This window comes from Streptomyces sp. BYX5S (assembly GCF_054724165.1).
Genome location: NZ_CM138829.1, coordinates 6,132,047 through 6,153,454, shown reverse-complemented (window position 1 = coordinate 6,153,454; position 21,408 = coordinate 6,132,047). Strand labels below are relative to the sequence as shown.

Genomic DNA, 21,408 nt, shown 5'->3' with positions numbered 1-21,408 from the left:
GCCGCTGAGCGGCACCGGCACCAGGAATCGCCCCCAGAGCAGTACGGCAAGCGCATGGCCGATCCGGCCCGGCAGCCGAACACGCAGCACACCGTTAGAGATCCAACCGATCAGTGAGGATGCAGAGATGACCATTCGTGCCGGCTCTCTCGACAGGCGGACGCTCCTGCGCGGGGCGATCGCCACCGCGGCCATGGGTTCGTTCGCCGTTGCGTGTGGCTCCCCCTCCAGCAACGAAGGTGACAACGGCAGCCCGAAGACCAAGGGCAGCGCGAAGAACCCGTTCGGCATGGAGAAGAACTCCAAGGTCGAGGCGGCCATCTTCGACGGCGGTTACGGGACCGACTACGTCGAGTACGTCAACCAGGTCATCGGGGCCCAGATCGCCGGCGCCAAGGTCCAGGTCAAGCCGGTCGTCGACATCGCCCCGGAGCTCCAGCCCCGGTTCGTCGGCGGCAACCCGCCGGACCTCATCGACAACTCCGGTGAGGACCAGATCGGATTCCTCGGCATCCTCGACCAGCTGGAGGAGCTCGACGACGTCCTCGAGGCGAAGAACTACGAGGGCAAGAAGATCGCCGACACGGTCTACCCCGGCGTCAAGGACCCGGGGACGTTCAAGGACAAGTTCGTCGCGCTCAACTACGTCATGACGGTGTACGGCGTCTGGTACTCGAAGACGCTGTTCGAGGAGAACAACTGGACCCCGCCCAAGACGTGGGACGAGGCGCTCGACCTCGGCCAGAAGGCGAAGAAGAAGGGCAAGTACCTCTTCGTCCACGGCAAGGAGGCCGCGACCTACTACCGGACGCTGCTGATCGACTCGGCGATCAAGGAGGGCGGCGACGAGGTCCGGATCGCTCTGGGGAACCTGGAGAAGGACTGCTGGTCGCACCCGGCCATCCAGGACGTCATCAAGATCATGGAGACCATGGTCAAGGACAAGATGTTCGTCCCCGGCGGCTCCGGCACCCAGTTCCAGAAGGCGCAGGCGATCTGGAGCAACGACCAGAAGGCGCTGCTCTACCCGTCCGGTGGCTGGATCGAGAACGAGATGAAGGACGCCACCAAGAAGGACTTCCAGATGACCGGAGTCCCGGCGATGACGCTCACCGACAAGCCGAAGATGCCCTACGAGTCGCTTCGCGCGGCCGCGGGCGAGCCGTTCATCGTCCCCAAGCAGGGCAAGAACCCGGCCGGTGGCAAGGAAGTCCTGCGGGCGATGCTGTCCGAGAAGGCGGCCGCCAACTTCTCGAAGACGAAGCTGGCCCCGACGATCGTCAAGGGCACCGTGCCCGCCGACGGTTACGGGTCGTCGGCGCTCGTCTCGCAGACGAAGATGCTGGAGGCCGCGGGCGACAACATCTTCAACTACACCTTCGTCGAGGCCTACGGGATGAACACCGACCAGCTGGTGCCGTTCAACTCGTTCCTCTCGGGCGACCTCGACGGCAAGGGCCTGACCCAGGCTCTCCAGAAGATCTCCGACAAGGTCAGGGAAGACGACTCCGTCGACAAGATCGAGGTCAGCTAGTACCGCCATGAGTGACGCGATCCCCACCTCCAAAGCCGCGAGCGACCGGCCGGCGCCGGCCGCTCGCGGCGGGCGGCCCCGCCGCCGCAAGCTCACCTTCGACCGGGTGACGTTCTTCCTCGCGTTCCTCGGCATCCCGCTGACCGTCTTCGTGGTCTTCGTGCTCTACCCGTTCGCCCAGGCGATCTTCTGGGGCATGACGAACTGGCGGGGCTTCAGCCCGGACTACGACTTCGTCGGGCTCGACAACTTCGTCAAGATCTTCCAGGACGACATCTTCCTGAAGGCGTTGACCAACGTCGCGCTGCTGGCGGCCTTCGTACCGCTGATCACGTTGTCGCTCGCGCTCGCGGTCGCGGTGGCCATCACCCTGGGCGGACCCAGCATCGGCCCGGTCCGGGGGATCGGGTCCGCCTCCTTCTACCGGATTATCTCGTTCTTCCCCTACGTCGTCCCGGCGATCATCGTCGGCCTGATCTGGGCGCAGATGTTCGATCCGAACGCGGGTCTGGTCAACGGCATCCTCACCTCGCTCGGTCTCGACGGCTTCAAGGAATTCGCCTGGCTGGGCGAGACGGCGACCGCGATGCCGGCCCTGATGTTCGTCTTCGTCTGGGGGCTCGTCGGGTTCTACGCGGTGCTCTTCATCGCCGCGATCAAGGGCGTTCCCGCCGAGCTGTACGAGGCGGCCAGGATCGACGGGGCCGGCCGGTTCCGGATGACGATCTCGGTCACCCTGCCGGCGATCCGGGACAGCGTGCAGACGGCGTACATCTACCTGGGCATCGCCGCCCTCGACGCGTTCGTCTACGTCCAGGCGATGCTGCCGAACGGCGGTCCCGCCAACTCGACCCTGACGATCAGCCAGCGGCTGTACCACGTCGCCTTCACCAAGCAGCAGTTCGGCCTCGCCACCGCGATGGGCATCGTCCTCGCCGTCGTCACCCTCGTGTTCGCGGCGCTCGTGTTCACCGTCAACCGCCTGACCGGCGGCGGCGAGAACGAAGGCAAAGAGAAAGCACGTGGGTTGAAGGCTCGGCGTGCCGGAGCCAAGGGAGGTGCCCGGTGAGCGCCATAACCGCCGCCCGGAAGCCGGCGAGCGACCGGAAACTCACGAGAGCCGTCGTCAGCAGCGACCGCAGGTTCGCGGCGATCTCGCACGGCCTGCTGATCCTGTGGTCCGTGATCGTGATCGTGCCCATGCTGTGGGTGCTGCTGTCGTCGTTCAAGTCGACCGGCGAGATCCTGTCGTCGCCGTTCGACCTGCCGAACCACTGGCGGGTCGAGAACTACGTGAACGCGTGGACCGACGCCAACATCGGGAAGTTCTTCCTCAACTCGGTGATCATCGTGGTCTCCGCGCTGTTCCTGGTGATGCTGCTGGGCGCCATGTGCGCCTACATCCTCGCCCGGTTCGAATTCCCGGGACGCCGGGCGATCTATTACCTGATGCTGGCCGGTCTGACCTTCCCGGTCTTCCTGGCGATCGTCCCGCTCTTCTTCCAGCTCCAGAACTTCGGGCTGCTGAACACCCGGCCGGGACTGATCCTCACCTACGTCGCGTTCGCGCTGCCGTTCACGGTGTTCTTCCTCTACTCGTTCTTCCGGTCGCTGCCGCACGACGTGTACGAGGCCGCGCTGATCGACGGTGCCGGGGACTGGCGGGCGTTCTTCCAGGTGATGCTGCCGATGGCCACTCCGGGCATGGCCGCGGTGGCGATCTTCAACTTCCTGGGCCTGTGGAACCAGTTCCTGCTGCCGGTGGCGCTCAACACCGATCAGGACAAGTGGGTGCTGACCCAGGGGATGGCCGCCTACGCGTCTTCGCAGGTTTACGACATCGACTACGGCGCTCTGTTCGCGGCCATCGTGGTCACGGTGGTCCCCGTGCTCATCGTGTACATCATCTTCCAGCGCCGGATCGCCGGTTCGGTGTCGCAGGGCACCTTCCGCTGACCGTTCAACCACCGTGCACCAGGGGTCGGGCCCCGGAGAGACCGCTCTCCGGGGCCCGACCCCTGCGGCCGGTGGAAAGAACCGATCTCCGTCAAGGGCTTGACGGCGGAGATACCTTCAGCGGAGTTTGGAGTTCATAACTTGTACAAGGTCTGGTCACGTACGGTGACGTGGGCCAAGGGACTAAGGGTGGGTCAATGGAGACTCCGGGGTCGCAGTCCTCGCTGCACCGGGCCAATCTCGAGCGGGTCGTGCGTGCGGTGCGCCTCGCGGGATCGCTCACGCAGGCGGAGATCGCGAGGACGACGGGCCTGTCCGCGGCGACGGTCTCCAACATCGTCCGGGAGCTCAAGGACGGCGGAACGGTCGAGGTCACACCCACATCCGCCGGGGGGCGCCGGGCCCGCAGCGTGTCGCTGAGCGGTGACGCGGGCATCGTGATCGGCGTCGACTTCGGCCACACCCACCTGCGCGTGGCGGTCGGCAACCTGGCGCACCAGGTGCTCGCCGAGGAGTCCGAGCCGCTCGACGTGGACGCCTCCGCGGCGCAGGGCTTCGACCGGGCCGAAGAGCTGGTCGAGCGCCTCATCGCGGCGACCGGCGTGGACCGCACCAAGGTCGCGGGCGTCGGGCTCGGCGTGCCGGGGCCGATCGACGTGGAGAGCGGCACGCTCGGCTCCACCTCGATCCTGCCGGGCTGGTCCGGCACCAAGCCCGCCGAGGAGCTGGCCCGCCGCCTCGGCGTCCCCGTGCACGTCGACAACGACGCGAACCTGGGTGCGCTCGGCGAGCTGGTGTGGGGCAGCGGCCGGGGCGTGAAGGACCTCGCGTACATCAAGGTCGCCAGCGGTGTCGGCGCGGGCCTCGTGATCAGCGGGAAGATCTACCGCGGCCCCGGCGGCACGGCGGGGGAGATCGGGCACATCACGCTCGACGAGTCGGGCCCGGTGTGCCGCTGCGGCAACCGCGGCTGCCTGGAGACCTTCACCGCCGCCCGCTACGTACTGCCCCTGCTCCAGTCCAGCCACGGGACGGACCTCACCATGGAGGGCGTCGTGCGGCTCGCGCGCGAGGGGGACCCGGGCTGCCGTCGCGTCGTCGCGGACGTGGGCCGGCACATCGGCTCCGGGGTCGCGAACCTGTGCAACCTGCTGAACCCCAGCCGGGTCGTCCTCGGCGGCGACCTCGCGGAGGCCGGTGAGCTGGTCCTGGGGCCCATCAGGGAGTCCGTGGGGCGCTACGCGATCCCCAGCGCCGGGCGTCAACTCTCGGTCCTTCCAGGGGCGTTGGGGGGCCGCGCGGAGGTGCTCGGCGCGCTGGCACTGGCCCTCAGCGAGATGGGCGATTCGACCCTTTTGGACGGTTCCGTCCCCGCAGTCACACCTGCCTTCACTTAGAGAACGCATGACACCGTTGCCAACCCGTTAAGGATTTACTCCTTGACGCTGCGGTTGCGGCCGAGTTGACTTCCAGCCACCTCGGCCGCAACGACGCGGCCTCGTCAGGGAGGTTTCTGAAGTGAACACGCGTATGCGTCGTGCCGCCGTTGCCGTCTGTGCCAGCGCCATGGCCGTCTCTCTCGCCGCCTGTGGCAGCGCCAAGGAGTCCGGTGGCGAAGCTAAGAAGTCCGAAGGCAAGAAGACCGACGCTCTGAAGGTGGGTCTGCTCCTTCCGGAGAACCAGACCGCGCGTTACGAGAAGTTCGACAAGCCCATCATCGAGCAGCAGGTCAAGAAGCTGACGAACGGCAAGGGCACGGTCGAGTACCTCAACGCCAAGCAGGACGCCAACCTGCAGTCGCAGCAGATAGACACCATGGTCACCAACAAGGTGGACGTGCTGATCCTCGACGCGGTCGACTACAAGGCCGTCGCCGGTGGCGTCAAGAAGGCCAAGGACGCGGGCATCCCCGTCGTCGCCTACGACCGCCTGGCCGAGGGCCCGATCTCCGCCTACACCTCCTTCGACAACCAGGAGGTCGGCAAGACGCAGGGCGAGGCCCTGCTGAAGGCCCTGGGCGACAAGGCGAAGCCGAGCAACCAGATCGTCATGATGAACGGCGCCGCCACCGACCCCAACGCCGGTGACTTCAAGAAGGGCGCCCACTCCGTCCTCGACGGCAAGGTGAAGATCGGCAAGGAGTACGACACCAAGGAGTGGAAGCCGGAGAACGCCAACACCAACATGGAGGGCGCGATCTCCGCCCTCGGCAAGGACAAGATCGTCGGCGTCTACTCCGCCAACGACGGCCTCGCCGGCGGCATCATCACCGCGCTCAAGGGCGCGGGTGTCTCCAAGCTTCCCCCGGTCACCGGCCAGGACGCCGAGCTCGCCGGCGTGCAGCGCATCGTGACCGGCGACCAGTACATGTCGGTCTTCAAGTCGTACCCGCAGGAGGCCGAGACCGTCGCCAAGATGGCCGTCTCGATCGCCAAGAACGGTGAGCTCGACTCCTCCCTGAAGACCACCGAGGTCGACTCCGGCACCGAGAAGGGCATCCCCTCGGTGATCGTCCCGGTCGTCTCGCTGACCCAGGACAACATCAAGGACACGGTCATCAAGGAGGGTTACTACACGGTCGACCAGATCTGCACCGCGAAGTACAAGAGCGCGTGCGACAAGATCGGCCTGAAGTAACCGAGGTCCGGGCGCTTTTCGCCCTCTGACACGTCCAGCGCCCCGCCGCCGACAGCCCCGCAGCTCAACGGCGGGGCGCTGGACGGAACACCCACACCCCCCTCATTCTTTTTGAGTGCAACCTCCCGCCGGGTCAGGCCTTAGGCGGTGAAGGAGATGGTTCACGTGTCCGCTACGCCCGTGCTGGCGTTGCGCGGGGTCTCCAAGCGATTCGGTGCCGTGCAGGCGCTCACCGACGTAGAGCTTGAAGTCCACGCCGGTGAGGTGGTCGCCCTGGTCGGCGACAACGGTGCCGGAAAGTCCACCCTGGTCAAGACGATCGCCGGAGTGCACCCCATCGATGACGGTGTCATCGAGTGGGACGGCAAGGCCGTGGCGGTCAACCGGCCGCACGACGCCCAGAACCTGGGCATCGCGACCGTTTATCAGGATCTCGCGCTGTGCGACAACATCGATGTCGTCGGCAACCTCTTCCTGGGGCGCGAGATCAAGAAGCGCGGAGTCCTCGACGAGGTCGAAATGGAGCGCCGCTCAAGGGAGTTGCTCCAGACCCTGTCGATCCGGATACCCAGCGTGCGGATCCCGATCGCCTCGCTGTCCGGTGGTCAGCGCCAGGTCGTGGCGATCGCCCGCTCCATGCTCGGCGAGCCCAAGCTGGTGATCCTCGACGAGCCGACCGCCGCCCTCGGCGTCGAGCAGACCGCGCAGGTCCTCGACCTCGTCGAGCGACTGCGCGAGCGCGGCCACGCGGTCATCCTCATCAGCCACAACATGGCCGATGTGAAGGCCGTCGCCGACAAGGTCGCGGTCCTGCGGCTCGGCCGCAACAACGGCGTGTTCGAGGTCAAGAGCACGTCGCAGGAAGAGATCATCTCCGCCATCACCGGCGCCACGGACAACGCCGTGACCCGTCGTGCGGCGCGCGCGAATGGGGAGGCTCAGAAGTGAGCATCGACAAGACGGACAGCCCCCAGCCCGCGGTGGACGCCCCCGCCGCGGCCGCCGGCGCCGCTGTCACCGCGGTGGACCCCCGCCTCCTCGTGCGCGAGCAGGGCTTCGCGGGGTACGTCAGCGAGTTCAAGCGCAAGGTCAAGGGCGGCGACCTCGGGGCCATCCCCGTCGTCATCGGCCTGATCGTCATCTGCGCGATCTTCCAGAGCCTGAACTCGGCGTTCCTGGGCGCGGAGAACCTCAACAACATCTTCGTGGCGATGGTCGCCACCGGCATGATGTCCGTCGGCATCATCTTCGTGCTGATGCTCGGCGAGATCGACCTGTCGGTCGGCTCCGTCTCCGGCGTCTCCTCGGCGATCACCGCCGTACTGAGCGTCACCCACGGCATGAACGAGTGGCTCGCCGTCCTGGTCTCGCTCCTCGCGGGCGCGATCATCGGGGCGCTGCACGGTTTCTTCTTCGCCCGGCTCGGCGCCCCCGCGTTCGCCGTCACGCTGGCGGGCCTGCTGTTCTGGAACGGCTTCATGCTCCAGATCCTCGGCTCCAACGGCACGATCAACATCGACGGCGACGGCGTGGTCGGCAAGCTCACCACGTACTACTTCTCCGACGTCGCCGCCGCCTACGGGCTCGCCGTCGTCGCGATCCTCGCCTACTTCGTGCCGACCTACCTCGGCAACCGGCGTCGCGAGGCCGCGGGGATCCCGTCCCGGCCGCTCAGCGACATCCTGATGCGTACGGTGCTGCTCGCGGTCGCCCTGTTCGCCGTCGCGATCATCTTCAACCAGTACAAGGGCCTGCCGCTGGCGGTGCTGCTGTTCGGCATCGTCCTCGTGGCGACCGACTTCCTGCTCCGCCGTACCTCGTACGGCCGCAAGGTCAACGCGCTCGGCGGCAGCGTCGAGGCCTCCCGGCGTGCCGGTATCAACGTCACGGCGATCCGGATCTCGGTCTTCTCCCTCGCGGGCCTGTTCGCGGCGGTCGGCGGCCTCTTCTGGGCCTCCAAGATCGCGGCGGCCAACCAGAGCGCCGGCGCCGGTGACCTCCTGATGAACGTCATCGCCGCGGCCGTCATCGGCGGCACCAGCCTCTTCGGTGGCCGGGGTCGCACCTGGAACGCGCTGCTCGGTGTGCTCGTCATCACGTCGATCCAGTACGGCCTCGCCCTGGAGGGCATCGCCACCCCGATCCAGTACATGATCACCGGCGGTGTGCTTCTCGCCACGGTCGTCATCGACTCGGTCACCCGTAAGACCCAGAAGACGGCCGGCCGCGCCTGACGGCTGCCGGTCCCCTTCCGGCCTGGACTGACTGTGCCCGGTGTCAATGAGGACACCGGGCACAGTCATGCGCGGGTTCCGGTGGAACTGGTTCCATTTCGTGACGCGGGCGTGACGAGTAACGCACGGCCCGGCCGCCGCTTTCCGTGACGGAACATTAGACTCGACAGGCCCGACAAGCTCGACCGCTCAACCAGCTACTCACAGCTCTACGCAAGGAGGCACGGGTGCCGCTGCTGACCCGCATCACGGGACCGCGCGATCTGGACCGGCTCAGCCTGGAGCAGCTGGACCAGCTGGCAGGCGAGATCCGGACCTTCCTCGTCGACGCGGTTTCCAAGACCGGCGGCCACCTCGGCCCGAACCTGGGCGTCGTCGAGCTGACGATCGCCCTGCACCGCGTCTTCGAGTCGCCCCAGGACAAGGTCCTGTGGGACACCGGCCACCAGTCCTACGTGCACAAGCTGCTCACCGGCCGCAAGGACTTCTCCAAGCTCAAGATGAAGGGCGGCCTCTCCGGCTACCCCTCGCAGGCCGAGTCCGAGCACGACGTCATCGAGAACAGCCACGCCTCCACCGTCCTCGGCTGGGCCGACGGCCTCGCCAAGGCCAACGAGCTGCACGAGCGCGACGACCACGTGGTCGCCGTCATCGGCGACGGCGCCCTCACCGGCGGCATGGCCTGGGAAGCGCTGAACAACATCGCGGCCGCCAAGGACCGCCCCCTCGTCATCGTCGTCAACGACAACGAGCGCTCCTACGCGCCCACGATCGGCGGCCTCGCCAACCACCTGGCCACCCTGCGCACCACGGACGGCTACGAGCGCTTCCTGGCCCGCGGGAAGGACCTCCTGGAGCGCACCCCGGTCGTCGGCCGCCCGCTGTACGAGACGCTGCACGGCGCCAAGAAGGGCCTCAAGGACTTCATCGCCCCGCAGGGCATGTTCGAGGACCTCGGCCTGAAGTACGTCGGCCCCATCGACGGCCACGACATCGAGGCCCTGGAGTCCGCGCTCACCCGCGCCAAGCGCTTCGGCGGCCCCGTGATCGTGCACTGCCTCACCGAGAAGGGCCGCGGCTACAAGCCCGCCCTCCAGGACGAGGCCGACCGCTTCCACGGCATCGGCCCCATCCACCCCGACACCGGCCTGCCGATCAAGGCCTCCGGCGCGGACTGGACCTCCGTCTTCGGCGACGAGATGGTCGAGCTGGGGCGCGAGCGCGAGGACATCGTGGCGATCACCGCGGCGATGCTCCAGCCGGTCGGCCTGAAGAAGTTCGCCGAGGAGTTCCCCGAGCGGGTCTACGACGTCGGCATCGCCGAGCAGCACGCGGCGACCAGCGCGGCCGGCCTCGCCCACGGCGGCCTGCACCCGGTCTTCGCGGTGTACGCGACGTTCCTCAACCGCGCCTTCGACCAGGTCCTCATGGACGTCGCCCTGCACAAGTGCGGCGTCACCTTCGTCCTGGACCGGGCCGGCATCACCGGCACCGACGGCGCCTCCCACAACGGCATGTGGGACATGTCCCTCCTCCAGGTCGTCCCCGGCGTCCGCATCGCCGCGCCGCGCGACGCCGACCAGGTGCGTGCGCAGCTGCGTGAGGCGGTGCAGGTGTCGGACGCCCCCACGGTCGTCCGTTACTCCAAGGGCGCCGTCGGCCCGGCCGTCGAGTCGGTCGGCAGGATCGGCGGCATGGACGTGCTGCGCGAGGCGTCCTCGGACCGCCCCGACGTCCTCCTGGTCTCGGTCGGCGCCCTGGCGCCCATGTGCCTGGAGATCGCCGACCTCCTCGACAAGCAGGGCATCACGACGACCGTCGTCGACCCCCGCTGGGTCAAGCCGGTCGACGAGGCGATGGCGCCGCTGGCCGAGCGCCACCGGGTCGTCGTCACGGTCGAGGACAACTCGCGGGTGGGCGGTGTCGGCTCGTCCGTCGCGCAGGCGCTGCGCGACGCGGGCGTCGACGTCCCGCTCCGTGACTTCGGCATCCCGCCGCGGTTCCTCGACCACGCGTCCCGCAAGGAGCTGATGGCCGAGATCGGCCTCACGGCGCCGGACATCGCCCGCCAGGTCACGGGCCTCGTGTCCAAGCTGGACGGCTCCGCCGAGCGTGCCGTCGAGGTCGCCCGCGACTGACCGTATTGAGCCCCCGCGCCTCAATCGCCGGCGGGGCTGACAGGTGCCCGGCGAGGCTGATGCGTGCCCGGCGACGGGGCGGCGGATCGCCCATAAGGCGGCCCGGCCGGCCCCGTTCGCATGAATTCGCATGACTCACCCGCCCGCCAACGGCAACTCGTCTCGATCATGTCGAGGACGACGAAGCCTACGGAGGTAGCCGGTGACCACCCAGCCAGAAACAGGCGCGGAGCGAACCCGCAACGGCCTGTTCCGGACGAAGTCCATCGAGCAATCCATCAAGGACACCGAGGAGCCTGAGCACAAGCTCAAGAAATCCCTCTCCGCCCTCGACCTCACCGTCTTCGGCGTCGGCGTCGTCATCGGCTCCGGCATCTTCGTCATCACGGGCACCGCCGCCACGGACTACGCGGGCCCGGCCGTGACCATCTCCTTCGTCGTCGCCGCCGTGGTCTGCGCCCTCGCCGCCCTCTGCTACGCCGAGTTCGCCTCCACGGTCCCGGTGGCGGGATCCGCGTACACCTTCGCCTTCGCCTCCCTCGGCGAGTTCCCCGCGTGGATCATCGGCTGGGACCTGATCCTGGAACTCGCCCTGGGCTGCGCCACCGTCTCCGTCGGCTGGTCCGGCTACGTACAGTCCCTGCTCGACAGCTGGGGCATCCCCCTCCCGGCCGCTCTCCAGGGCCCCGGCTCGGGCGACGGCTTCAGCTTCAACATCGCCGCGTTCCTGCTGGTCCTGGCCGTGATGACGGTCGTCGTCATCGGCATGAAGCTCTCGGCCTGGGTGACGTCGGTGGTCGTGGCCATCAAGGTGACGGTCGTCCTGATCGTGATCGCGGTCGGCGCCTTCTTCATCAACTCCAGCAACTACAGCCCGTACGTCCCGCCCGCCCAGGACAACAAGGGCGGCTCGGGCCTGAGCGCCACACTCCTCGAAGGCATCGCCGGGTTCACCCCCTCCAGCTTCGGAGTGATGGGCATCTTCACCGCCGCGGCCGTCGTCTTCTTCGCGTTCATCGGCTTCGACGTCGTGGCCACCGCGGCGGAGGAGACCCGCAACCCGCAGAAGGACGTCCCGCTCGGCATCCTCGGCTCCCTCGCCATCTGCACGGTCCTGTACGTGGCCGTGGCCGCGGTCGTCACCGGCATGCAGAACTACAAGGACCTCGACCCGGGCGCCCCGCTCGCGGAGGCGTTCAAGTCGGTCGGCCACCCGTTCTGGGCGGGCCTGATCTCCTTCGGCGCGGTCATCGGCCTGACGACCGTCTGCATGATCCTGCTGCTCGGCCAGAGCCGCGTGTTCTTCGCGATGAGCCGGGACGGACTGCTGCCGCCGGTGTTCAGCCGCGTCCACCCCAAGTTCCGCACCCCGTACCGCTCGACGATCATCCTGGGCGTCGTGACGGCCCTGGTGGCGGGCTTCATCTCGCTCGAAGAACTCTCCAAGCTGGTCAACATCGGCACGCTGTTCGCCTTCGTCGTCGTGGCGCTCGGCGTCCTGATCCTGCGCCGCACCCGCCCCGACCTCCCGCGCGCCTTCAAGGCCCCGTGGGTGCCGTTCCTCCCCGTCGCCTCGGTGGCGTGCTCGGTGTGGCTGATGCTGAACCTGTCGGTGGAGACGTGGCTGCGGTTCGCGGTGTGGATGGTGCTGGGCGTCGTCATCTACTTCGCGTACGGACGCCGCCACAGCCGCGCCTCGCGCGCCAACACGCAGTAACCCACCACCTGATCCGCCGCCCCCGTATGTCCTTCCTTAAGCTGACATACGGGGGCGGATAGTTTTGCGCCCATGCTCACCGAGGCGCGCCCGTCCCGACCGTACGCATCCGAGGCCCCCGGCGACTCCCGGCCGCGCGACCGCCTCCCCGCCCTCGGCTACTGGCCCGGCCTGGTCCTCGCCCTGACCGTCCTCGCCTGCGCCACCCGCATCCCGTCCTTCGCCCGCCCGCTGTGGAACCCGGACGAGGGCTACCTCGCCGTCCAGGCGCGGATACTGGCGCACGGCGGGACGCTCTACGAGACCGTCGTCGACCGCAAGCCCCCGCTGGTGCCCTGGCTGTACGAGGCGGTGTTCGCGCTCTTCGGCTCGGACTCGCTCGCGCCGGTGCGGGTGTGCGCGGTGGCGGCGCACGTGGTGACGGCCGTGTTCCTGGCGTCGTCGGCCCGCCGCCGCTGGGGCGACACGGCGGGCCGCACGGCAGGGGCCCTGTACCTCCTCCTCTCCGTCGGCCTGAACCCGCAGGACGCGCAGGCGGCGACGTTCGAGGTGTTCATGCTGCCGTGGACGGCGGCGGCGCTGTGGTGCGCGGACCGGCGCCACTGGGGCTGGTGCGGGCTCGCGGTCGCCGGGGCGTTCCTGACGAAGCAGACCGGGGGAGCGGTGCTGCTGCCGGTGGCGTGGATGCTGTGGCGTTCGGGCGCCCGCCCGTCAAGTGGCGCGCTGCGACTGGCCGTTGGGTTCCTGGCCGCCGTACTCGCGGCGGCCCTCGCCACCACCCCCGAGGGCTTCCTCTTCTGGACGGTGACGGGCTCGGGCTCCTACGCCTCGATCACCGGCTCCGCACTCCACGTCGTGGCGCGCGGTGCGACGAACGCGGCGATCCTGGCGGTGGCCTGCGCGGGCGTCCTGCCCCCGATCGTCCGCGCGCTGCGCGTCACGCGAAGGGGCTCCGCGGAGCTGTGGCTGTGGCTCGCGTCGTCGGCCGTGGCGGTGACCGTCGGCTTCCACTTCTTCGGCCACTACTACCTCCAACTGGTGCCACCCCTGGCCCTGTTGGGGACGCGTTCCCTCCAGGCCCTCCCGCGCGCCCACCTGCCGCGGGCCCTGCTCGTCTCGGCGTGCTGCTGCGCCCTGTTCCTGACCTGGGGCCTGCTCGCCCCGCGCGCCGAACTCACCCACGCGCAACGCGTGGCGGCCGCCGTCGCGGCGCGCACGGCTCCGGACGAGCGGGTCCTGGTCTGGGGCATGCACCCGGAAACGTACTGGCTCGCCCACCGCGCCCCCGCGAGCCGCTATCTGACGGCCGGCCTCCTGACGAACTTCAGCGGAGGCCGCGACGGCGGCCGGGTGGGGGAGCGGTTCGGCGTGGCGGGCGGCTGGACCACCCTCCGCACGGAACTCCGCCACCACCCGCCGGCCCTGATCGTCGACGACTCCCGCGGCGCCCCGTACGGACCGGATCGGGTGGCGGCGCTGCGGCGGATCCTCGGGGGGTATCGGGAGGTGGGGCGGGTGGATGGGGCGGTGCTCCACGTACGGCGTGGCGCAGACGGGTCCTAGGGGTAGACGGTGCGCGGGCCCACGCACGTGGCGCCCAGTGCTTCCACCCGGCCGCGCAGTTCACGGTCGGCCGTCACCACCACGCACGGTCCGGTGGAATCGGCGACGACGGCGACGATGTGCGCGTCGCCGTCGGTGGGCGCCTCCGAGACACGTACGCCGGCCACGGACTCCACCCCGCGGGCGGCGCCCTCGACGACCAGCACCACCTCGGCCTCCGGATGGTCGCCCGCGTAGTCGGCCAGCCGGTCGCGCAGCCGGACCGCGGCGGCTCTCCGGTCGCGCCACCATCCGTCGGGGACGGACCCCACCACATTGGCCCCGTCGACCACCACAAGTCCCGCGTTCATGAGGTCAGGGTCCCACGAGAGGTTCCCGGGCACCCGATTAAGGTGGAGCGCGTGAACGGCGACTGGCTGGTACGGGCACGCGACGGCAGGCTCTGCGCCTACGAGTACGCCACCGCGGGCGATGCCGTCGTCTGCCGCCTGGAGCGCGGCCCGGACGAGCCGTGGAGCGCCGGCCGCACCGTCGGAGGCGAGCAGCGTCTCCTGCGCGGCCTCGCTCTCGCCCAAGGCCCGCACGACTACGTCCACTTGGTGTCCTGGCGGCCCACCGTGCCCGGCGAGGCGGGCCTGGTGCACTCCACCCATTTCCAGCCCCACCTCGCGGCGCTCGACTGGGCCCCGATCGGCCACCCGAACAAGACGGGCGACCGCACGGGCCCGCCCGCCGTCGCCGTCGACGCCCAGGGGCGCGCCCACGTCTTCGTACGCAACCGCGGCGGCGGCCTCAGCATGCGCGCACAGGGGGAGAAGGGCGGCTGGGGAGCGTGGACCGACCTCAAGGGCTCCGGAGTCCGGGGTGAACCGGCCGCGGTGACGGGAGAGTCGGGTCTGGTCGAGGTGTACGCCCTCACGGTCGACGGGCTCGTCCGCTGGAAACAGCGGGAGCCGGGCGCGAAGCCGGAGCAGGACGGCGCGCCGCTGCCGGTCGGGGCACGCGAGTCGAGCCTGACCGCTCTGGCCACGTCCGCGACCCGGAGCACGCTCTTCTTCACGGACGAGGACGAGGTCCTGCACGTCCTGCGCGGTGACGCACGGCCCGTTCCGCTCCTCAAGGCCGCGGGGCCGGGCCCGGTCGCGGCCGTCCGGTGCGTGCTCGACGGCCACGACTGCACGGTTCTCGCGCAGCGCACGGCCTCGGGCCGCGTGGCCCTCGCCGCGTACCCCACGGAACAGGAGTCGGCCGGTGCGTGGTGGGCGGACTCGGGGCCGCGGCTGCCGGACGACGCGCAGGTGGCACTGGTCCTCGACCACCGGGGTGACGTCGTGGCGGCCACGGTCTCGCCCTCGACCGGGCAACTGCTCGTCGCGCGGCGCAAGGACGAGCCGGGGCTCGCGCTGACCGCCTGGCAGCCTGTCTGAACCGGGGCCCCGGTGCCGCTGGAGGCCACTGCCGCACGCGATCATCGCGGCATGTTCACCGGATGGTCACACTATGATGGGACGGCTCGGGGCGCACACAGGTTCGTATATGGATGATCGGTCGCTGCCCCGAGTCAGAGAAGGGGCAGGTCACGTCATGCGGACCAGATCCGGGCGCGGCGCCGCCCGAGACAGAGCGATCGTCGACACGGACAGTGCGGTGGACCTCCCTGGCGGGGCCGAGGGACCGGTGGCCGGCCGCTGGTTGACCCTCGGAAAGGACGGTCGGCTCACCGCCTACGCCCGCACCCGTACCGGGCTGCTGCGGTGGACCGAGCGGCGGCCGGGCGGCCCGGACTGGCACGGCCCCGAGGCCATCCCGATCGCCGATCTGACCCATGTGTACGCGGCCCAGGGGGCCGACACCTACGTGCACTTCGTCGGCCGCCGCCAGGTGCGCAAGGGCGACGGGCCGCCCGCGGTCGACGTCGTGCACGCCATCCAGTACCAGTCGGGACGCCCCGTCACCGAGTGGCGCTCGCTGGGCAATCCGCACAAGGACCGCGAGAAGGCGGCCCGCTTCGGTGTGCCGGCGGCAGCGGTCAGCGCCTCCGGCACCGTGTACGTCTTCGCCCGCAACGCGGGCCGCGGCGTCATGCTGCGCAGGGAACTGCCCGGGGGCAAGTGGGGCGGGTGGACCGACCTCAAGGGCAGCCAGGCCCAGGAACCCGTGGTCGTGGTCGACCACTCCGGCGGCCATGTCGAGGCGATGGTCCCCGGTCCGAACCTCGTCATGCGGTGGACCCAGGAGGAGCCCGAGGGCGAGTTCCGGCAGCAGCCCGACATCCCCGTCGCGGTGGCCCCCGGCAGCGCCGTCGCCCTGGAGACCGCCCCGGGCCGGACCACGTACTACTGGACCGACCCCGCGACCGGCGGTGTCGCGGCGCATCGGCCGGGGGACTGGGTGTACCCGCTGGGCGGTGCGCCCGGCGAAGGGCCGTCGGCCGTGCTGCGCACGCCCATCGACGGCTACGACTGCACCGTGCTGGCCCACCGCGACGTGGACGGTCAGGTCCTGCTGGCCGCTTTCGGTACGGAGAACGAGCAGGCCGGCCTCTGGTGGTCGGCGACCGGCGAGGGCTGCGTGGGCACCCCGGCCCTGGCGTGCGACGCGTACGGCCGGGTGGTGCTCGGCCTGATCGGCGCGGACGGTGGCCTGCACATCGCACGCCACACCGGCGGGTCCGGCCTGAACCTCGGGCCGTCGCAGCGGGTCTGATCACCGGGTGACGGGAGGAGGCGGGCCCCGCGGTGGGGGACCCGCCTCCTCCCGTCGAGCACCTCTCAACCGGCCCCGAAAGCAGGCCTGTTGTGGGGTCAGCCCGCCGTTCCGCCGGTGGCGGGGGACTTCTTCGCCGACTCGGGGATCGCCTTGTCCGCACGCAGCGCCTTCCACAAGGTGTCGGCCTGCGGCTGCGCTGCCACGACGCGGTTGCGGTCCTGCTGGTCGTAGGCCACCGGCAGCATGATCGTTTCCATGGAGCCGGGATCGACGCCGTTCATGCTCCGGGCGAAGTCGGCCAGCTTGGTCAGCGAGGAGAGGCCGGAGTCCGTCGTCATCGACGCGGTCAGGCTGTCCGCGATCTTGTACGCCTTGGTGGGGCTGCCCAGCAGATCCTGCTTCTTGATCTCCGACAGCAGGGCGATCATGAACTTCTGCTGCAGCCCGATGCGCCCGAGGTCGCTGCCGTCGCCGACGCCGTGCCGGGTACGGACGAACGCGAGCGACTGGGTGCCGTCCAGCTTGTGCGTGCCGGCTTCCAGGTCGAGGCCGCTGGACTTGTCGTGGATGGCCTTGTCGACGGTGACCGTCACGCCGCCGATCGCGTCCACGAGCCCCTTGAACCCCGCGAAGTCGATCTCCACGAAGTGGTCCATGCGCACGCCGGACATCTGCTCCACCGTCTTGACCACGCAGGCCGGACCGCCCGTGGAGTAGACGGAGTTGAACATCACACGCTTCGCGGACGGCAGGGTGGATCCGCCGTCCGAGGTGCACTCGGGGCGGGTGACGAGGGTGTCGCGCGGGATGCTGATGGCGACGGCCTGCTGACGGCCCTCGGGGATGTGCATCACGAGGGCGGTGTCGGAGCGGGCGCCGGAGACCTTGCCGGTGCCGAGCGAGGCGTTGTCACCGGAGCGCGAGTCGGAGCCGAGGACCAGGATGTTCTGCCCCGAAGTGGGCAGCTTCTCCGGCCTGTTCGTGCCGATGGCCTCGTCGAGGTCCACGCCCTTCAGGTTGCTGTTCAGGTCGCTGTAGAGCCAGTACCCGGTGCCGCCTGCGGCCAGGAGCACCAGCACCAGGGCGAGCAGGATCCAGCGCCCCACGCGACGGCGCCGCGGCGGCTTGCCTCTGCGGCGGTTGGGCGCGCGCCTGGATCTACGGGTCTGCTGCGGCTCCGTCAGGGCGTGCGTCATGCCGCGGTGTCCTCTCTCGCAGGTGGCTCGGCGCAAGGAGGCACCGACCCGGGTGATGACGGGTGGGGGAGGCCACGAGTGGGGGGAGAGGCCCGGCCGCAGGGCCGGCCGGAGGGCCGTGCTGTTTCCGAACTATAGACCGACTTGGACGGCGAACGGGAGCGAGCGCTCGACTGGCGTCCGTGCTGTCGAACGCCGACATGGGGCAATTATGAGCTTTGTGGTTTGTGGAGACCTGTCTAACTCCTGTTGACAGATGTGTGATGGCTTAGTGAAGATGTGCGCGACATCTAAGAGACTGAATCGGTCTTTCGATGATCAAATCCGGCTATTTATCGCCGGTTTGTGAGTGGTCGCGGTTTTCGAGCCGGGGGGCACAAGGGCGTGCGACCGCTGGGGCTCGTTCTCGGCTCAATGCCGGGCGAGAAGGGGAGGGGTGGAAGTGCGATCTCTGCACGCCCTTGAGGGGCAGCGCCGGTGACAACCGTTTCGGAACCCGCCGTCCACCGAGCTTCACCGCACACTTCGGTCGGACCGGCGCAGCACACCCCTGCCGTTTCCACGACACCCGCGGACTCCGGGGACCACACCGACGTCTACGTCGAGCCCGGCATCACACCGCTGGGTGCCCGGGAAGCCAACCGCAGGGCGCTCACCTCGCTGCTCGACGCGGCCGGCGTGGCCCACTTCGCGGTGCGCGGCACCTCCGACCACGGCACCGTCGTGGCCGTCGCCGAGCACGACCGGGAGCGGGCGCTCGGCGCGGTCTTCCGGGGCCTCGGCCAGTACCCGGGCCATCTCAGCGTGGTGGACCCCGACGCCCTGCGCGCGGCCAAGCCGGTCTCCTCGCGCGACCCGAAGGCCTGGCGCGACGTCTCCGACGCCCGCGTGCTGCACGTGAGTTGGTACCGCACCGACCCGGGCCGGCACCTCCTGCTCGGGCACGAGTACGGCTGCGCCGTCGAGTTCTGGCAGCCGCGCGGCACGTACCTCGTCGCGCCCCGCGCCAACCGGGCCACCTGGGCCGTGGCGGCGGACAGCGCGAACGTGCTGGGCGCCGCGCGCCTGTTCAGCCGCTTCGTCTCCGACTGGACCGACCCGAACCTCGCGCCCCCGCTGCCCACCCGGCCCGAGTTCCTGGTGAAGTGCGCCGACGACATCGCCTTTCCCGTCGACGCCGTGTACACCTGGGTCGACGGCAACGACCCCGCCTGGCAGCGCCGCAAGGCGACGGCGAAGGGCGAGGTCTACCACGCGGAGTCGGCGAGCGACGCCCGCTTCATCAGCCGTGACGAACTGCGCTACTCGGTGCGCTCCCTGCACCTGTTCGCGCCGTGGATACGCAACATCTACATCGTCACCGACGACCAGGTGCCGGACTGGCTGCGCGAGGACCTGCCCGGTCTGCGCATCGCCGACCACCGGGAGATCTTCCGCAACCCAGCGGACCTCCCGACGTTCAACTCGCACTCCATCGAGAGCCAGTTGCACCACATCGAGGGCATCGCCGAGCACTTCCTGTACTTCAACGACGACATGTTCATGGGACGGCCCGTCGCCCCGCACGCGTTCTTCACGCCCACCGGTGTCGCCCGCTACTTCCCCTCGCGCAACCGCATCCCGCAGGGCCCGGTCGCCCCGACCGACACCCCGGTCGACGCCGCCTGCAAGAACAACCGCGCGCTGCTGCGCGAGCGCTTCGGCCGGGTCATCACCCAGCCCATGGAGCACATCCCGTACGCCCTGCTGAAGTCGGCCATGGACGAGGCCGAACGGGACTTCCCCGAAGCCTGGGCGCGCACCTCGGCCAGCCGGTTCCGCGCGATCACGGACCTCTCGCCGACGTCGTCGTTCGCGCTCTACTACGCGGCGCTGACGGGGCGGGCACAGCCCGGCTCGATGCCCTTCACCTATCTCCAACTGGCCGTGCCCGACCTGGCGGACCGCCTCCAGCGGCTCCTGGACGGCAGGAACCAGGACTCCTTCTGCCTCAACGACGCCTTCTCGACACCCGAGGACATCGAGGCCCAGCAGGAACTCCTCGACGGATTCCTCACCTCCTACTTCCCCACCCCAAGCCCCTACGAGCGATGAGACGGAGTTCATGACATGTCGGATCAGACATCGCTGAGCTCCGCGGCCCACGTCTACCGGCGCCTCGTCCCGCAGCCCGTGCGCTCCGTCGCCGCGACGACCGTGCCCCGGCGGGTGCGGCGCAAGGTCCAGAGCTCGCTGGCGGGGACCCTCCGCCGCCGTGAGGCCCGCCTCCACCAGCGCGCGCTCCGGCGCGTCCGCAGAGTCCAGCTCGGCCACTCCGAGCGCCGGACCGCGGCGCCCGACGGCCGCATCGGGCATGTGCACACCGGGCTCACCTTCGACCTGGCCCGCAGGCTCGACCACGACCTCGTCGCCCACGCCCTGGACGCGGCCGAGATCCCGTGGTTCGCGATCCCCGCCCTCGACGACCGCCGGATCGCCCTCGCCGTGGACCAGCGCGACAAGGGAGCGGTGCGCCGCGCCCTGCGCGCCCTGCTGGAGGAGCACACCGGATACGTGGTGTCGGTGTCGCCCGCCAACAGCGACACCCAGACGATCCCCGGCAGCCATGTGAAGGCGTGGAAGCACTTCGGCAAGGCGCGCGTCGTCCGCCTCGTCTGGCTGCGCACCGACCCGACCGAGAACCTGTGGCTCGGTGACGACCAGGGCATCGAGATCGAGTTCTGGACCCGCAACACCGACCTGCCCCAGGAGCGGCTCGTCGGCCCCCGCCCCAACCGGGTGCAGCGGGCCGTCCCCGCGGACTCGCCCGGAATCGAGATCGGCCTCGACCGGCTGAGCGGCTACTGCGACATCGACGGCGCCATGGAGCCGACCATCACGCTGGAGCACTTCGACGTGCCCCGGCTCGAAGAGGTCACCTTTCCCGTCGACGCCGTCCTGCTGTGGCAGCACCCCACCCCCTGGGGCGAGGAACTGCTCAGGGCCGCCCTGCGGTCCGTGCACCAGTACGCGCCGTGGACCGATCTCGTGCACGTGGTCGCGCAGGCGCCCGTGCCCGCCTGGCTGCGGTCCGACGACCGGCTCAGCATCGTGCCCGCGGGCCCCGGTATCGAGTGGCAGCTGAACCAACTCCCCGACATCGCGGAGAACTTCCTGCTGCTGCGCCCCGGCGCCCTGTTCGGCCGGCCGGTGCGCCCCTTCGACTACTTCAGCCCGCACGGTGTCACCCGACCCCGCCGCGGACGGTGGACGGCCGAGGAGTCGTTCGCGCCCTGGACCCGGACCGCGTACGCGGCGACCGGCAGCGTCACCGCGCACGGCTACGCGGGTGGACCGCAGCCGCACCGCTGCGCCACCCTCGAACGGCTCGCGGCGTCGGTCACCGAACCGCTGGCGCTCTTCGACGGCCAGACGGTACCGGCGATCCCCGGCGGCCATCCGCTGGACAGCGTGATCCACCACATCGGATGCACGACCGGCCTCGCCGACCCGTCGGGCGAGACGTCCACGGCGCTGCACGCGGCCCTGCCCGGCATCGAGCTGCGGCTCGAACGCATGCTCGTGCGCCGGGACACCCAACAGATCCAGTTCTACGGGCTCGGCGACCAGCGGGCCCTGAGCCAGGGCGGCACGGAAGCCGTGACCCGCTTTCTGCGCCGCTACTACCCCGTCCGCAGCATCTTCGAGCGCGGGGCTTCGAGGGAGTCGGACAACCAGTCGTGAG

General features: G+C 69.7%; 16 protein-coding genes. 14 read left to right on the top strand and 2 right to left on the bottom strand.

From position 1 onward, the window contains the following. Window positions 1–127: 127 nt before the first annotated feature. From ngcE to ACYBSK_RS27745, 10 genes are all read left to right on the top strand, one after another. Window positions 128–1,534, top strand: coding sequence for an N-acetylglucosamine/diacetylchitobiose ABC transporter substrate-binding protein (gene ngcE, locus ACYBSK_RS27790; RefSeq protein ID WP_457479986.1), 1,407 nt, complete (start codon window positions 128–130; stop codon window positions 1,532–1,534). A 7-nt stretch (window positions 1,535–1,541) separates the two neighbouring features. Beyond that, on the top strand, window positions 1,542–2,603 hold the full coding sequence (locus ACYBSK_RS27785) for a carbohydrate ABC transporter permease (RefSeq protein ID WP_457479985.1): 1,062 nt from the start codon (window positions 1,542–1,544) through the stop codon (window positions 2,601–2,603). Continuing rightward, the gene (locus ACYBSK_RS27780; RefSeq protein ID WP_457479984.1) at window positions 2,600–3,490 is read left to right on the top strand and encodes a carbohydrate ABC transporter permease; all 891 of its coding nucleotides are present in this window, start codon (window positions 2,600–2,602) and stop codon (window positions 3,488–3,490) included. Before ACYBSK_RS27785 ends, ACYBSK_RS27780 begins: the two co-directional genes overlap by 4 nt. Window positions 3,491–3,687: 197 nt before the next feature. Further along, window positions 3,688–4,887, top strand: a complete 1,200-nt coding sequence (locus ACYBSK_RS27775) for an ROK family transcriptional regulator (RefSeq protein WP_457479983.1) — start codon at window positions 3,688–3,690, stop codon at window positions 4,885–4,887. Window positions 4,888–5,020: 133 nt separating this feature from the next. Next, window positions 5,021–6,127 (top strand): ABC transporter substrate-binding protein, encoded by a 1,107-nt coding sequence (locus tag ACYBSK_RS27770; RefSeq protein WP_457481878.1) that lies wholly within the window; start codon window positions 5,021–5,023, stop codon window positions 6,125–6,127. A gap of 156 nt (window positions 6,128–6,283) precedes the next feature. Next, the gene (locus ACYBSK_RS27765) at window positions 6,284–7,075 is read left to right on the top strand and encodes an ATP-binding cassette domain-containing protein (protein WP_457479982.1); all 792 of its coding nucleotides are present in this window, start codon (window positions 6,284–6,286) and stop codon (window positions 7,073–7,075) included. Next, window positions 7,072–8,361 carry a sugar ABC transporter permease gene (locus tag ACYBSK_RS27760; RefSeq protein WP_457479981.1) on the top strand — a complete coding sequence of 430 codons (1,290 nt, stop codon included), beginning with the start codon at window positions 7,072–7,074 and terminating at the stop codon, window positions 8,359–8,361. The genes ACYBSK_RS27765 and ACYBSK_RS27760 overlap by 4 nt, the downstream gene beginning before the upstream one ends. Before the next feature lie 227 nt (window positions 8,362–8,588). Continuing rightward, window positions 8,589–10,499 (top strand): 1-deoxy-D-xylulose-5-phosphate synthase, encoded by a 1,911-nt coding sequence (gene dxs / locus ACYBSK_RS27755; protein ID WP_457479980.1) that lies wholly within the window; start codon window positions 8,589–8,591, stop codon window positions 10,497–10,499. A gap of 202 nt (window positions 10,500–10,701) precedes the next feature. Further along, the gene (locus tag ACYBSK_RS27750) at window positions 10,702–12,216 is read left to right on the top strand and encodes an amino acid permease (protein ID WP_457479979.1); all 1,515 of its coding nucleotides are present in this window, start codon (window positions 10,702–10,704) and stop codon (window positions 12,214–12,216) included. A 72-nt stretch (window positions 12,217–12,288) separates the two neighbouring features. Further along, window positions 12,289–13,779, top strand: a complete 1,491-nt coding sequence (locus ACYBSK_RS27745) for an ArnT family glycosyltransferase (protein WP_460243765.1) — start codon at window positions 12,289–12,291, stop codon at window positions 13,777–13,779. Here ACYBSK_RS27745 and ACYBSK_RS27740 read toward each other — a convergent pair. After that, window positions 13,776–14,129, bottom strand: a complete 354-nt coding sequence (locus ACYBSK_RS27740; protein ID WP_460243764.1) for a PIN domain-containing protein — start codon at window positions 14,127–14,129, stop codon at window positions 13,776–13,778. The genes ACYBSK_RS27745 and ACYBSK_RS27740 overlap by 4 nt on opposite strands. 51 nt (window positions 14,130–14,180) lie before the next feature. Here ACYBSK_RS27740 and ACYBSK_RS27735 point away from each other — a divergent pair, with 51 nt between their 5' ends. Beyond that, window positions 14,181–15,206, top strand: coding sequence for a PLL family lectin (locus tag ACYBSK_RS27735; RefSeq protein WP_460243763.1), 1,026 nt, complete (start codon window positions 14,181–14,183; stop codon window positions 15,204–15,206). Between the two features lie 157 nt (window positions 15,207–15,363). Beyond that, a complete protein-coding gene (locus ACYBSK_RS27730; protein ID WP_460243762.1) occupies window positions 15,364–16,485 on the top strand; it encodes a PLL family lectin in 1,122 nt (373 codons plus the stop codon). 98 nt (window positions 16,486–16,583) lie between these two features. Here ACYBSK_RS27730 and ACYBSK_RS27725 read toward each other — a convergent pair whose 3' ends face one another. Then, the gene (locus ACYBSK_RS27725) at window positions 16,584–17,684 is read right to left on the bottom strand and encodes an LCP family protein (RefSeq protein WP_460243761.1); all 1,101 of its coding nucleotides are present in this window, start codon (window positions 17,682–17,684) and stop codon (window positions 16,584–16,586) included. 612 nt (window positions 17,685–18,296) lie between these two features. On the opposite strand from ACYBSK_RS27725, the gene ACYBSK_RS27720 reads away from it, so the two are divergent. Next, the gene (locus tag ACYBSK_RS27720) at window positions 18,297–19,778 is read left to right on the top strand and encodes a stealth family protein (RefSeq protein WP_460247112.1); all 1,482 of its coding nucleotides are present in this window, start codon (window positions 18,297–18,299) and stop codon (window positions 19,776–19,778) included. 15 nt (window positions 19,779–19,793) lie between these two features. Beyond that, window positions 19,794–21,407, top strand: coding sequence for a sugar phosphotransferase (locus ACYBSK_RS27715; RefSeq protein WP_460243760.1), 1,614 nt, complete (start codon window positions 19,794–19,796; stop codon window positions 21,405–21,407). The last annotated feature ends 1 nt before the right edge of the window (window position 21,408 follow it).

Coding starts and splice junctions, on each gene's coding strand:
- ngcE (WP_457479986.1), top strand. CDS start 128: ATGACCATTCGTGCCGGCTCTCTCGACAGGCGGACGCTCCTGCGCGGG.
- ACYBSK_RS27785 (WP_457479985.1), top strand. CDS start 1,542: ATGAGTGACGCGATCCCCACCTCCAAAGCCGCGAGCGACCGGCCGGCG.
- ACYBSK_RS27775 (WP_457479983.1), top strand. CDS start 3,688: ATGGAGACTCCGGGGTCGCAGTCCTCGCTGCACCGGGCCAATCTCGAG.
- ACYBSK_RS27770 (WP_457481878.1), top strand. CDS start 5,021: ATGCGTCGTGCCGCCGTTGCCGTCTGTGCCAGCGCCATGGCCGTCTCT.
- ACYBSK_RS27765 (WP_457479982.1), top strand. CDS start 6,284: ATGGTTCACGTGTCCGCTACGCCCGTGCTGGCGTTGCGCGGGGTCTCC.
- ACYBSK_RS27745 (WP_460243765.1), top strand. CDS start 12,289: ATGCTCACCGAGGCGCGCCCGTCCCGACCGTACGCATCCGAGGCCCCC.
- ACYBSK_RS27740 (WP_460243764.1), bottom strand. CDS start 14,129: ATGAACGCGGGACTTGTGGTGGTCGACGGGGCCAATGTGGTGGGGTCC.
- ACYBSK_RS27730 (WP_460243762.1), top strand. CDS start 15,364: ATGCGGACCAGATCCGGGCGCGGCGCCGCCCGAGACAGAGCGATCGTC.
- ACYBSK_RS27725 (WP_460243761.1), bottom strand. CDS start 17,684: ATGACGCACGCCCTGACGGAGCCGCAGCAGACCCGTAGATCCAGGCGC.
- ACYBSK_RS27715 (WP_460243760.1), top strand. CDS start 19,794: ATGTCGGATCAGACATCGCTGAGCTCCGCGGCCCACGTCTACCGGCGC.